Source organism: Pseudoalteromonas sp. JSTW (assembly GCF_013423925.1).
Taxonomy (GTDB): Bacteria; Pseudomonadota; Gammaproteobacteria; order Enterobacterales; family Alteromonadaceae; genus Pseudoalteromonas; species Pseudoalteromonas lipolytica.
Genome location: NZ_CP058972.1, coordinates 910,995 through 923,826 on the forward strand (window position 1 = coordinate 910,995; position 12,832 = coordinate 923,826).

A 12,832-nucleotide genomic window follows, 5' to 3' on the forward strand; every position below is an offset into this window, starting at 1 on the left:
CTTTATCAACTAAATGAAAGGAGCAGCATCATGTTAGCCACGCTCAGATCAATTGCTGAGGCTGTGTCGCAACAAGCGGACTTAAACAGTGCCTTAGCGTGTTTTGTGCAAATGGTAAAAGATGCCATGCAAACACAGTGCTGCTCAATTTACTTTGCTGATTATAGCCAAGACAACTTTGTATTAATGGCCACGCAAGGACTTAACCCAGATGCTGTGGGTAAGTTTAGAATTGGTTTTACCGAAGGCTTAGTTGGCTTAGTGGCGCAACGCGAAGAGCCAATTAATATAGCGTTCGCTAAATCACACCCTCGCTTTAAACTCTCTCCAGAAGTTAATGAAGAAGGCTATAACGCGTTTTTATCTGTGCCTGTGGTGCATCAAAAAAAAGTGCTGGGCGTTATTGTAGTTCAGCAAAAGTTAGCGCGTGTTTTTAGTCCCGATGAAGAATCTTTTTTAATTACTCTTTCGGCACAACTTGCATCGCAGCTTGCGCATGCCGAGATCAAAGAGATTTTAAGGCTTGATGAATTCTCGCATCAGACTTCGGTACTCAAAGGGGTATCGAGCGCGCCGGGTATTGCCATTGGTGAAGCTTTTGTGGTGTTGCCTAAACTCGATTTTAAATCGATTGAGTTGCAAAAAGACGATGACATAAGTACGCAACGTAAATTATTTACGCAGGCTGTTGCGGCAACACGCAACGAGTTTAATACGTTATCAATGACATTAAGTGATTCGATTCCGCAAGAAGCGCTTGCGGTATTCGATGTGTATCAGCAACTACTTGATGCAAAAAGCCTAGGCAAAAATGTTGAAGAGCAACTTCAACAAGGCTGGAGTGCAAAAAGCGCATTAAAAATAGTTATCGAAAAGCTGGTGGCGCAGTTTAACGCCATGCAAGATCCATACATAAAAGAGCGCGCAGTAGATGTTAAAGACATTGGTTTGCGTGTTTTACACCACTTAGTTAATACCGAGCATGCGGCAAAACCTTACCCTAAAGACACCATTTTAATTGCCAGTACGCTAACACCTGCCATGCTTGCCGAAGTGCCCAAAGGGCATTTAGCGGGGGTGGTGAGTGTAAATGGGGCAGCAAACAGCCATGCGTCAATATTAACGCGAGCAATGGGGATACCCGCTATTTGGGGTATTGAAGACGTTCCCTTACTGCAATTTGAAGGTAAGCCGATGATTTTAGATGCCTACGCAGGGCGTTTATATATCTCACCTTCGCAAATGCTCCACGATGAATACAGCCAATTAAAATACCAAGAAACATTACTGAATGATCGTTTCGTCGCAGAGCAGAACCTAGATGCGGTCACCTTAGATGGCGAGCACATTAGCTTATTGTTAAATGCAGGCCTTGAATTAAACACAGAGCAAGACAACAAACTGTTTTGTGATGGAGTGGGTTTGTATCGTACCGAAGCCTGGTTTATGCAAAAGGGGCAATTTCCTTCGCAGTCGGAGCAAGAAAAGTGGTACCGAGAAGTGCTTACCAGCTATCACCCGAATCCTGTGGTAATGCGCACCTTAGATATCGGCGGTGATAAAGTATTAGACTACTTTAATATCACAGAAGAGAATCCTTTCTTAGGGTGGCGGGGTATTCGCGTCACCTTGGATCATCCTGAACTATTTTTAGATCAACTCAGAGCGATGTTAAAGGCCAATATCGGTTTAGGTAACCTTAGAATAATGTTACCCATGATCAGTGGCTCTGAAGAAGTCGACGAGTCAATTAAGTTAGTTGAACAAGCGCTGTTCGAACTAGAAGAACAATACCCAGAGCAAGCCATTGACCGCCCAGAAATTGGCATTATGTTAGAGGTCCCTTCAAGTATATTCATGCTTGAAGAGTGGTCACAAAAAGTCGACTTTTGCTCTGTGGGTAGCAATGATTTAACTCAATATATGCTGGCCGTTGATCGCTCTAATGCGCGTGTTGCAGAGCTCTTTAACCCCTATCATCCTAGTGTGCTGCGAGTGCTACTTAAAGTTGCTCAAGAGTGCCAAAACCATGAATTACCCTTTAGTTTATGTGGTGAGCTTGGTGGTGACCCAGAAGGGGCATTATTACTAATCGCCATGGGATATCGTCGCTTAAGTATGAACCTTTCATCAATCAGTAAAATTAAATTTGTACTGCGTCGCTTAAAAGTAAGCGATATGGAGGAGCTGCTTAGCGAATGTTTATTGCAGCCTACCGCTAAGCAAGTATTGAGGCTCACACGTAACTTTATGATAGAGCACCAATTGGGTGAGTTATTTTACACCCCTAGCCAAGGGCAAGCATGAGAGTAAATTGTACTGTGAAGCGTTTATATATTCGTTTAGTATATACATATAACAAACTGAATATATGAGTGTGCTATGCATGACGTAATACTTTTAATGGTGTACTGCGCTATTTTAGGCAGTGTAGTAGGGTTTTTAGCCGGTCTGCTTGGCATTGGTGGTGGCTTAATTATTGTGCCTGTACTGAGCGCCATGTTGGTATCATTTAATGTTGCTGACTCAAGCCATGTATTAGTTATTGCCATAGCCACCTCACTTGCTTCCATTATTTTTACGTCTACCTCTTCAGCGTTGGCTCATCATCGTAATGCTAATGTGCCGTGGGAAATTGCTCCTTGGGTCATGACCGGTGTAGGTATTGGTGCACTCGTGAGTGGCTTTGCGGCGAGTTTTATTCCTGAGCAGTTATTACGTTTAGTTTTTGCCACGAGTGTGGTGTTTATCGCGTTACGCATGGTGTTATCTACACGTACCAAGGCTGCAAGTGAAAAACCATTGCCCTCAGGTCCCGTAATTGGCTTTTTATGTGCAATAATGGGGGCGTTATCAGGACTGATTGGTATTGGTGGCGGTGCACTTATTGTGCCTTTGCTGCATTATTTCTCTGTCGATATTAAAAAGGCCATTGGTTGTGCCGCAGCATGTGGTATTGTCATTGCGCTGTTTGGCTCGGTTGGTTATGTGTCTGCAGGTTGGCAAGTAACCTCCTTTAGTGATGGTTTTGCCGGATTTGTTTATTTACCCGCATTAGTCGGCATCGTTATCACGTCGTCATTAATTGCTCCTTATGGTGCAAAAGCGACGCATTATTTACCTGTGGCAACAATAAAAAAAGTATTCGCGCTATTACTTGTCATAATTGCGCTTAAAATGGTGTTTAGTTAAAGGTTTTTATTTTTATGGCTCTTCAATTTCCAGAGATAGATCCGGTTATTTTTTCGGTAGGACCGCTCAGCGTACGTTGGTACGGTTTAATGTATTTAATTGGTTTTGCTTTAGCTATGTGGCTGGCAAACCGTCAAGCTGCAAAACCTAATTCTGGGTGGACGAAAGAGCAAGTAAGCGACTTATTATTTTACGGTATGCTCGGGGTAATACTCGGTGGGCGTATTGGCTATGTGTTGTTTTATCAGTTTAGTTATTTTATTGAAAACCCGTTTTATTTATTCAGAATCGACCAAGGTGGCATGTCATTCCATGGCGGCACACTGGGGGTTATTACCGCAATTATGGTCTTTGCCTGGACACGTAAAAAATCATTGTTAGAGGTCGGCGATTTTGTGGTGCCATTAGTGCCTTTGGGCCTACTAGCCGGCCGCATAGGTAACTTTATTAATGGTGAGTTATGGGGACGCGTAACCGATGTACCTTGGGCGTTTATTTTCCCTACCGGTGGGCCAGAACCACGCCATCCGTCACAACTATACGAAGCATTTTTAGAAGGCTTGGTGCTATTTTTAATTTTGCAATGGTTTATTAAAAAGCCACGCCCAGCAGGGAGTGTCGCCGGTTTATTTTTATTAGGCTACGGCGTATTTAGATTTGTTGTTGAGTATTTCCGTGAGCCAGACGCGCATTTAGGCCTATTTGCAGGTGTGATTTCAATGGGACAAATACTCTCGCTGCCAATGGTATTTGGGGGCCTTGGTTTGTTAATATGGGCCTACATGAAGCCGCAACGACGCGTTGCAAGCAAAGCATAATTAGAGCAAGTCAATGAAACAGTATTTAGATTTATGTCAACGCATTGTTGATGAAGGCGTGTGGGTCGAAAATAAGCGTACAGGCACCAAATGTTTAACCGTTATTAATGCTGACCTTGAGTACGATGTAGCAAACAATAAGTTTCCGCTTATAACAACACGTAAAAGCTTTTATAAAGCAGCCATTGCAGAGTTGTTAGGCTACCTTCGTGGTTACGACAGTGCGGCACAGTTTCGTGATATCGGTTGCATGACATGGAATGCCAACGCGAACGAAAATAAAGCTTGGCTCGAAAACCCGCATCGACGTGGTGAAGATGATATGGGCCGTGTGTACGGCGTACAAGGCCGTAGCTGGCAGCGCCCAGATGGTACACACCTTGATCAACTTAAAAAGGTAATTACTAACTTATCTAACGGCATTGATGACCGAGGTGAAATTGTCACGTTTTATAATCCGGGCGAGTTTGAACTAGGTTGTTTACGTCCGTGTATGCATACGCACACTTTTTCATTACTGGGTGATACTCTATACTTAACCTCGTATCAACGTAGTTGTGATGTCCCACTGGGTTTGAATTTTAATCAAATTCAATGTTTTGTGTTATTAGCGTTGGTTGCACAAATCACCGGACACAAGCCCGGAAAGGCGTATCATAAAATAGCAAATGCACATATTTACGAAAATCAGTTAGAGTTAATGCGTGATGTACAGCTTAAGCGTGAGCCATTTGCATCACCTACACTTAAAATAAATCCAAATATTAAATCACTTGAAGACATTGAAACTTGGGTCACAAAAGACGATTTTGAAGTAGAAGGTTATCAGTGTCACGATGCAATTAAGTATCCGTTTTCAGTGTAAAAAGAAAAAAGTTTAAGGAGAAATCAATGAAAGCAGTGATCCCAGTTGCTGGTCTTGGCACGCGTATGTTGCCTGCAACAAAAGCGATTCCAAAGGAAATGTTACCTATCGTTGACCGCCCTTTGATTCAATATGTGGTTAATGAGGCGATTTCAGCGGGAATTAAAGAAATCGTATTAGTGACGCATTCAAGTAAGAACTCTATTGAAAACCACTTTGATACGAGCTTTGAGTTAGAAGCAACATTAGAAAAGCGTGTTAAACGTCAACTACTTGCAGAAGTACAGTCTATTTGTCCTAAAGATGTCACTATTATTCAAGTACGCCAAGGTGAAGCGAAGGGGTTAGGCCACGCAATTAACTGTGCTGCGCCAATCATTGGTAATGAACCGTTTGTGGTTATTTTACCCGATGTGATTATTGACGATGTGGCGAGCGATCTAAAAAAAGACAACCTTGCAGAGATGATTGGACGCTTTGAAAGTACTGGTCAAAGCCAAATTATGGTTGAGCCTGTGCCACTTAACGAAGTTGATAAGTTTGGTGTGGTTGACCTAGGTGATGCGAAAATTAAACAAGGTGAAAGTGCCGCTATTTTAAATATGGTTGAAAAGCCGCCAATTGATCAAGCGCCTTCAAACCTCGCCGTGGTTGGTCGTTATGTATTAAGTAAAAACATTTGGCCACTTCTTGCAAAAACCCCAGCAGGGGCAGGCGATGAAATTCAGTTAACAGACGCGATTGCAATGTTAATGGAAAAAGAAACCGTTGATGCCTACTCAATGAAAGGGAAAAGCCATGACTGTGGTAGCAAAATAGGCTATTTAAAAGCGATTGTTGAGTTTTCATTACGACGCGATGAATTTAAAGATGAGCTCACCGACTTCATAAAAATGCTGGTTAAATAATCAATTCTATTTGATTAGTTAAAAATGATGTAAAAAAAGTGCCTATATGGCACTTTTTTGTTATTTACATGTCATCCACAATTGTCGATTATTACCTAATTAAGGACTTTTCTGATATACCTTTGTATTAGCAGATTGCTAAGATAGTTATTACAGAAAAGTGCTTAGTTACCCACTGTAGAATAGCTAATTAAGCTATACTCATAAAAATACCTATAATGAAACGGATTTTTACTGCTTTAGGTTGTCGTATATGAAAACTTAAGCTGAGGGTGCTACTAAGTTTTTATTGCAGTTAGTAGAAGCACTGTACTGAAAATATAATAATAAAAAAGCAATTTGTTAGTGTTTTCTTGTTTAATATCTAAACGATATTTCAGGCTTTTTACAGGCAGGTAAGTACTAACAAACGGTCTTCTCAGATTAAGAAGCAAATATAATGGTACGTTTAAGAATCCTGCTTATGAAATATTGCTTAAAACCGTTGCGTTACAGCGCGTGCCTAATGGTGCCGTTTGTTGTATCGGGTTGTAGTAACCATTCATTACCTACCACATTATTTAATTTTTTGTCGTTTAGTCATCTATTTCAGTCAATGAATGTTCAGGCCAATGAGCAAAGCCTATTAGCAAACGTGCAATCGCTGCCTGAGCTAAGCACAGATGGCGCAGAGAGCACAGATAGCGCGTTACCTGCAGCTGGGCTGCCTACTAAAGAAGAGCCAGATTCTATGGCTAAATCAGACGAGCGTAAGAGCAGCGAACAGGTTAAACCTGAATACAGTTTTGCATTACAGCTTGTTGCAGTAAATTCAGAAAAAAACTTAGCCATTACATTTAAAAAAATGAAGGCCTTAGCCCCCGAGGTTTTTCAGGGCAAACCGCTATTAAATGTTGAAGTGGCTGATGTTAATCAAAACACCTATTACCGTTTAAAATTTGGTGGCTATAAATACCTTAAAAACGCAACCGCTGATTGTGAAGCCATTAAGCGCCAAGGGCTTGATTGTTGGGTAAGTAATTATACCGATAATCGCATTTACCTATAGCGTGCTGATATAAAGGCTAAAAGCTGGCATTTTATTTGCTGTGCTTAAGTTCTGTTTTTTTTAGCTGATGATAAATATGCCAATTTCAACGTTGTTCAAACACTTATTAATTACTGCCAGTGTGAGCCTGTTGCCTGCATGTATGATGCTGCAACAGCAACCAGAGCCGCTATATACAGAGCAACAAATACAGCAATTTGCGGCTCAATATCAATCACAGCAGCAAAGTATTGCCCGTTTAACCGAAATGGAAAATGATTTACGCATTATGACGGCCGAACTCAATAGTAAGCCAGACGTGCAAACGCTCTCTAAAGCATCTGAGAGTGATCAAACTCATTCCGATAACGCGCCAATAACCTACAATGATGCCGTAGCGCGAAATGCTCAGGCGCCTGCTGGGGCTCAGCTTGGAGTGTATTTAGACCCAAGCCAAATTAAGCGCCAAGTGTTAATAATGAAAAAACAGTATCCCGGTGCATTTGATAAACTAGAGTTTGTGTTTTTAGAACGCCCCACAAAATCACAAACACGGTATGCACTGCGTGTTGGCCCGTTTGCCAACTACAACGAAGCAACCGTGTTTTGTTACCTTGCTAAACAGCTACAACAGCACTGTTTAACCGCGCCTTTTTTAGGCGAACCACTCGACTTATCACGTCGCTAAAACGATTTATACTAAGTAGGCACAGTTATTGCTTTTAATTAACCATGTTCGATATGGGATGGCAATTATGCGTCTACTAGTGTCATTAATATTTTTAAGCTTAGCGGGTTGTAAGCTCTCTGAAGAGCCAAAACCTGTGGTAAGTACAGCAGCACCAAAAGCCGTAATGGCGCCTTATACGGTACACCAGTATGTGGCTGATTTAAGTTCGCAATTAAGCCGAATTCAAGGGGCTTTTAAAAGTAATGCACGCATTGCTGTAACCAGCTTTTACTTGGCTGATGCACTTGATTCGGGCCTTGCAGAAGGTCAGGGGGCAGGGCTTAGTCAACAAATTCAAGAAAGCTTAATGACGCAATTTGCTCAGCTTGGTTACCATACCATTGAGTACCGATTAGAAAATAATTTAAATTTACAATCATCTGCCGATAGTATGTTAAGCAGAAATACAAAAAATTTGCGCCAACGTCAGAATATTGACTTTGTGATCACCGGCACCTTAACGCGGCAACAACATGCCTATATTGTTAATGCCCGTTTAGTGGATGCAGCCGATCAGCGGATCGTGTCTGCAGCCAGTACCGAGATCCCCATTAATGTAATGTGGGGAAGTGAAAAAGTTCAGCAGCGCGGTGGCATGATCTACCGCAGTGAATACTAATTAGGAGTCCACTCATGAGACGTTTACTACTCAGCTTATGTTTACCATTAGGGTTCGGCTGCGCACAAATGATGTCACCCTCACAAACGATAGACACCAAAGAGCCACAGCTTACCCGCAGTGAGCGCGCGGTTGCCGCACCACAAACAAATGTGTCGGTTTATCAAAGTAGTCAGGCCGTTAAAAATAACACCACCTTTACCGCAGCCCCTACGCGCAAAAATATAAATCATTATGTACGTGGATTAATGCAAGACATGGCACAAAATCTTCAATACGTTAGTGATAAAACACCCCTTGCCGTATCGAGTTTCATCTTTTTAGATGATCAATACAACACATCGAGCTTACTAGGTAATCAAATTGCCGAAAGCTTCATGCACGAACTGCATACGTTTGGTGTGCCTGTTGTTGATTTTAAAACCACAGACTACATTCGTGTAACCCCAAGCGGTGATTTTGTGTTTAGCCGTGATTATTTAGAGTTGAGTCAAGATCAAAACTTTAATTACGTACTTGCAGGCACGTTAGTAAACCACCAAGGTGGTGTGTTGGTAAATGCACGTATTATTGGGCTTGCCAGCAAAGCTGTGGTTGGCTCGGCACAAGGCTTTATTCCGCAGTCAGTGGTTGATGCTCTTGATAGTAGCAACCGTACCGACGGTATTATGCTTAAACAAGCGAGTGAGTGAGGTAAGCTATGAGCAAGTTTAAACTTGTTGCATTAACCGCCGCTATCACACTCAGTTTATCTGGGTGTGAGTTACTTAGCCAAGCGCCTGAGCCAAGCAACCAGACTGCGAGCAACGCACCAACTAACTATGATATAAACACCATGATGCTACTTGCTCAGCAGCAAAATGAATCAGAGTTACAAACCAATAGTCGCCAATTTAAGCCTTATCAGCATTATAAAACGTTAGGTAATTACGTTGAACAAATGGCGCTTGATATAGCCGACACCATGCAACAAGAGTCCGAGCTTGGCATAGCCGTGACCTCGTTTGTCGATTTAAATGAAAGCCTACAACAAAGTAACCAACTTGGTAATCAAGTGGCAGAAACCTTGTATCATCAACTGCAAAAATTTGGCTACGGTGTTATTGATTTTAAGACGCGCGATAGTGTGGTTATTGATAAAACAGGTGATTTTGTTTTTTCACGCGATATCAACGAATTAACCAAGCGCCGAATTGCAAGTCATGTGCTAGCGGGCACCTTAATTTATCGCCCGAGTGGCGTTGAAGTGAATGCCCGCGTGATCAACTTAACCACCAAGCAAGTTGTCGCCACCTCAAACAAAGTAATCCCATACTTTGTGCTGCAAAATGAGTCGATACAGTCGGCAACAGCCCAGCTAAACTAACAAAAATTAATACCAACCGGCTAAAACCGTAGTCGGTTGGTATAATCTCTTGATTACCAAAGCCTTAGCCCGTTATAATTTTACGAGTTGCATACCGCTAGTGACCGTCACTAGAAAACCCAGTGCAAGTGTGGCCTCTTAGTTAAATGGATATAACGGCCCCCTCCTAAGGGGCAGTTACAGGTTCGATTCCTGTAGGGGCTACCAACAAAATCAATAAGTTATGCTTTTTTGTTTTCTCTTCTCTATCTCTGTGTAGCGTATTTGTAGCTCAAAATTTTCTAGAATTTTTTTTGATTGCATCGTTAAAACTTATTTTTAAGGCTAATCTAAAAACTTACAAACAGTCTTAATATCTAGCAAGTCAATAAAATCTTTTGCTATTATTTTTTTCTTAAGACCAACTTTAAAGGTCGCATTACTTGAGTAAAACATGTCGTAGTGATGTAAAGGGTGAATATTGGATTTACCATGTTTTTCGTAATTTTTTGGATCATGATCATATCTAAGATATCCACTTTCCATTAATAATAAATCACGAATTAGATCCCAATAACTATCGCACTTGTCTTCTTGATAATCTGAAATAGGGGTAGCAAATTCATAACTACAACTACTGTAAAATTCTTTGTTGTTAATTAATGAGATAACATCAGAGGTTAATTTTGCATCTAAATTTAGTGTGCCTTTATAATTAAAGAAATAAGCGTCATCAAAAAAAGTAACAGTAAAAGGGAACGCAATTGAAAAAATTTTATCATTTTTTACGAAAAGTAATCGTTGCATTTTATCAATAATTAATATTATGTTTCCTTTTGCATTGTCTTTATTTATCTTTGGATTTATTAGCATATATTTAATTGCATTCATAAGAAGTTCAATTAATTGAGCTTTGTTTTTTATTGGACGAAAGAACTTATCCATGTAAGACTCGTCTATGTCAAATTCATATTTTGTCATTTGCAATAGTACTTTCTATTTGCTTCGATAAACTCTTTGATATTTTCTTCATCAAAGTCAACTTTATAGTCTTCAGGCATAGCTTGGATGAATTTCTTCCTATATCTTTGCTGGATTTCTAATTCTTTGAAAATCTTTTTCATGAAATCATAGAATGATATATTTTTTTCATCTTTAATTTTAACAATTTTTCTTCTAATTGCTGCTTTCTCTTCGGGATTAGGCTCAGTAGATACTATACAGTTAAATTTGTTTATATTATTTAGTCCATTAATTTGGCAATCAAGATTTTCTAGATTGTTTACTAATAAATAAGATTGGAGGAAGGATCTAGTTAACATCGTATATAGGCTATTTCTATAGGTATAACTACTTCTTATAAACGAAGTAATACAAATAACAAATGGGAACTCTAAACCTTTTACATTATTAATATTACTTAAAAACAACTCATTAGGCGCTTTCTTCTTGGTTTCATATGATTTGTTTACTTCCCAGCCTAACTCTGATCTAACCTTAAATTGCAAAACATCAAGGTAATTATAGATATAACTGTCAGTGTCTATCATTATTATTGCGATATCATCAGGCTTTACAGTTGGATTTTTGGCTACGATTTCTTTTATTAGTCCAATGACTTGATCTTGACCATGATGTTGGACAATATTCATATTCATTAATTGCTTTTCTTCTATGTCTTCAAACCGTCTTACGCTTTCTCTAGATAAAGTTACATTTTCACCATCTCTATTAATTTGATATCCACTAGCTTTCCATTCACTATCTTCTAGCCAGTTTAATTTAGACTTTTCAAATAATCCCATGCCAATCGCATGTGCAAACATTAAAATATTTGGTGCTGTTCGATAGCACTTATTTAGTACATAATCGACATTTTCCACTTCTTGTTTAATATTATTTTCAAAAATATCTTGAAAAATATCTCCTGCTACATAAACTTTTTTCTTCGCTATTTTTTCACATAATGTAAAAAATACATCAGGGAAATCTTGCTTCTCATCGATCAAAATATAATCAAAGGCATATTCATAGCTTTCTAATTGGTTAATTTCTTCTAAAGCCTTTGTAAATATCATTTCATAAGTTGTATTACGAGACCATGGATGAAAAGTAAGTCCATAAAAATCACATATATAAGCATATAAGCCATCCTTATCTCTTTTAGAGCCCCAAGCTCTCTCTACCCAAAGTTGACTATTCCATTGGATCTGTTTGTCGACTTTCATGAAATCAAAGAACTTAGGTACCCTCTGTTTAAGATGGTCTGCAAGAACATTATTGTGGCAAGTGAAAAATATTTTTGTCTCTTTTTCTGATGAATATAACTCTTTAAGTTTATGCATTAACAATTCTGTTTTACCTGTACCTGATAACCCTTGAATCGAAACTCTTTTTTGATCAAGACTTTTATAGATAAATCGAGTCTGCTCTCCATCAAATAGCATGATACTATTTTTTACTTTATCTAATAAGTTGTCAGGTGTATCGACACCCACCTTTTCAATATCATTTATACTCCCAGTAATTAATGATATTAAAAGCTCATTTTTTCTTTGTAACTCGATAGGTAGTATATTTTGCGCAAGTAAGTACGAAAAGTTATTATCATAAGAATCAATCTCAATAGTTAGGTCATGCCTCCATTTTCTTGGCCTACCCAGATGATCTTGGTATTTGTATCTATTAGATGTTGAGTTCAAATCAAGGATGAAGTCGTCACAGTATTCTTCAAAGGACTCAAGGTCATTCCCCAAGTTGATGAACATGATTTTATGTTTAGGAGATAACACCACTACAACATTATCCTCATATTCGTATTCATTTTTACCCTCGCCCAATATTGAGCTAACTAAATATAATTGCGCTGAGGGGTTGTTAATTGCGTAATTCTCTATTTCTTCCAACAAATCATTGTTTAAGTCGGTTCTAGATATGTGGTTATAGAATAAGCTGTTCTTCATGGTAAACGTCCATTTATGTATGACCTATCCTTTCGAAATTTAAGGAAGGTACGACTTTGTAGTTTAAGTATGACACCCCATTGATAAAAAAGAAAATGTTAGACAATGCATCAATAACAAACCAATCAGTACAGTTATTTACAGAACTCCAAGTAAGAGCTTTCTTGCCATTCTGGCAAATGGGTAGCTAAAGGTTGTTTTTGAAGTTAGGTAGAGGACTTTAACTATCTAAAGCTCGTTTTATAGCTTTAGGTCTTCTGAAAAGCATCAAAACAATGCTTTGAGTATGACTTGATAGCTAAAGGTCATAATATGGCTTTATCTATTTAAAGTGATTGAGTTAGGTTTTTCTAACTGCCATGGGT

12 protein-coding genes and 1 tRNA gene are annotated in these 12,832 nt (G+C 39.3%); 11 read left to right on the forward strand and 2 right to left on the reverse strand.

Annotated features, from left to right (window positions below):
* The first annotated feature begins 30 nt into the window (after window positions 1-30).
* The 11 genes from ptsP (at window position 31) to GZH31_RS04310 (ending at window position 9,732) form a co-directional block, all read left to right on the forward strand.
* A complete protein-coding gene (gene ptsP / locus GZH31_RS04260; protein ID WP_036970406.1) occupies window positions 31-2,307 on the forward strand; it encodes a phosphoenolpyruvate--protein phosphotransferase in 2,277 nt (758 codons plus the stop codon).
* A 75-nt stretch (window positions 2,308-2,382) separates the two neighbouring features.
* Entirely contained in the window at window positions 2,383-3,192 is an 810-nt protein-coding gene (locus GZH31_RS04265; RefSeq protein ID WP_074989477.1) for a sulfite exporter TauE/SafE family protein, read from the forward strand.
* Window positions 3,193-3,206: 14 nt separating this feature from the next.
* On the forward strand, window positions 3,207-4,010 hold the full coding sequence (lgt, locus tag GZH31_RS04270; protein WP_036970400.1) for a prolipoprotein diacylglyceryl transferase: 804 nt from the start codon (window positions 3,207-3,209) through the stop codon (window positions 4,008-4,010).
* 13 nt (window positions 4,011-4,023) lie between these two features.
* Window positions 4,024-4,875, forward strand: a complete 852-nt coding sequence (locus tag GZH31_RS04275) for a thymidylate synthase (protein ID WP_036970397.1) — start codon at window positions 4,024-4,026, stop codon at window positions 4,873-4,875.
* A gap of 26 nt (window positions 4,876-4,901) precedes the next feature.
* On the forward strand, window positions 4,902-5,783 hold the full coding sequence (galU, locus tag GZH31_RS04280) for a UTP--glucose-1-phosphate uridylyltransferase GalU (RefSeq protein ID WP_180311414.1): 882 nt from the start codon (window positions 4,902-4,904) through the stop codon (window positions 5,781-5,783).
* Between the two features lie 463 nt (window positions 5,784-6,246).
* Window positions 6,247-6,831 carry an SPOR domain-containing protein gene (locus GZH31_RS04285; protein ID WP_180311415.1) on the forward strand — a complete coding sequence of 195 codons (585 nt, stop codon included), beginning with the start codon at window positions 6,247-6,249 and terminating at the stop codon, window positions 6,829-6,831.
* A gap of 76 nt (window positions 6,832-6,907) precedes the next feature.
* The gene (locus tag GZH31_RS04290; RefSeq protein WP_180311416.1) at window positions 6,908-7,498 is read left to right on the forward strand and encodes a hypothetical protein; all 591 of its coding nucleotides are present in this window, start codon (window positions 6,908-6,910) and stop codon (window positions 7,496-7,498) included.
* A gap of 67 nt (window positions 7,499-7,565) precedes the next feature.
* Window positions 7,566-8,159, forward strand: coding sequence for a FlgO family outer membrane protein (locus GZH31_RS04295; protein ID WP_036970392.1), 594 nt, complete (start codon window positions 7,566-7,568; stop codon window positions 8,157-8,159).
* Between the two features lie 14 nt (window positions 8,160-8,173).
* A complete protein-coding gene (locus GZH31_RS04300; RefSeq protein WP_036970388.1) occupies window positions 8,174-8,851 on the forward strand; it encodes a FlgO family outer membrane protein in 678 nt (225 codons plus the stop codon).
* A gap of 8 nt (window positions 8,852-8,859) precedes the next feature.
* Complete coding sequence (locus GZH31_RS04305) at window positions 8,860-9,525, forward strand: FlgO family outer membrane protein (RefSeq protein WP_036970385.1); 666 nt, start codon at window positions 8,860-8,862, stop codon at window positions 9,523-9,525.
* A 132-nt stretch (window positions 9,526-9,657) separates the two neighbouring features.
* A tRNA-Arg gene (locus GZH31_RS04310) sits at window positions 9,658-9,732 on the forward strand.
* Window positions 9,733-9,849: 117 nt separating this feature from the next.
* Here GZH31_RS04310 and GZH31_RS04315 read toward each other — a convergent pair.
* The gene (locus GZH31_RS04315; protein ID WP_180311417.1) at window positions 9,850-10,485 is read right to left on the reverse strand and encodes a hypothetical protein; all 636 of its coding nucleotides are present in this window, start codon (window positions 10,483-10,485) and stop codon (window positions 9,850-9,852) included.
* The gene (locus GZH31_RS04320) at window positions 10,482-12,467 is read right to left on the reverse strand and encodes a DEAD/DEAH box helicase (protein WP_180311418.1); all 1,986 of its coding nucleotides are present in this window, start codon (window positions 12,465-12,467) and stop codon (window positions 10,482-10,484) included. The genes GZH31_RS04315 and GZH31_RS04320 overlap by 4 nt, the downstream gene beginning before the upstream one ends.
* Between the last annotated feature and the right edge of the window lie 365 nt (window positions 12,468-12,832).

Bases quoted from the DNA above. Each gene is read 5' to 3' on its own strand.
- GZH31_RS04315 (WP_180311417.1), bottom strand. From the start codon at position 10,485: ATGACAAAATATGAATTTGACATAGACGAGTCTTACATGGATAAGTTC.
- GZH31_RS04290 (WP_180311416.1), top strand. From the start codon at position 6,908: ATGCCAATTTCAACGTTGTTCAAACACTTATTAATTACTGCCAGTGTG.
- ptsP (WP_036970406.1), top strand. From the start codon at position 31: ATGTTAGCCACGCTCAGATCAATTGCTGAGGCTGTGTCGCAACAAGCG.
- galU (WP_180311414.1), top strand. From the start codon at position 4,902: ATGAAAGCAGTGATCCCAGTTGCTGGTCTTGGCACGCGTATGTTGCCT.
- GZH31_RS04275 (WP_036970397.1), top strand. From the start codon at position 4,024: ATGAAACAGTATTTAGATTTATGTCAACGCATTGTTGATGAAGGCGTG.
- GZH31_RS04265 (WP_074989477.1), top strand. From the start codon at position 2,383: ATGCATGACGTAATACTTTTAATGGTGTACTGCGCTATTTTAGGCAGT.
- GZH31_RS04320 (WP_180311418.1), bottom strand. From the start codon at position 12,467: ATGAAGAACAGCTTATTCTATAACCACATATCTAGAACCGACTTAAAC.
- GZH31_RS04300 (WP_036970388.1), top strand. From the start codon at position 8,174: ATGAGACGTTTACTACTCAGCTTATGTTTACCATTAGGGTTCGGCTGC.
- GZH31_RS04305 (WP_036970385.1), top strand. From the start codon at position 8,860: ATGAGCAAGTTTAAACTTGTTGCATTAACCGCCGCTATCACACTCAGT.
- GZH31_RS04285 (WP_180311415.1), top strand. From the start codon at position 6,247: ATGAAATATTGCTTAAAACCGTTGCGTTACAGCGCGTGCCTAATGGTG.
- GZH31_RS04295 (WP_036970392.1), top strand. From the start codon at position 7,566: ATGCGTCTACTAGTGTCATTAATATTTTTAAGCTTAGCGGGTTGTAAG.
- lgt (WP_036970400.1), top strand. From the start codon at position 3,207: ATGGCTCTTCAATTTCCAGAGATAGATCCGGTTATTTTTTCGGTAGGA.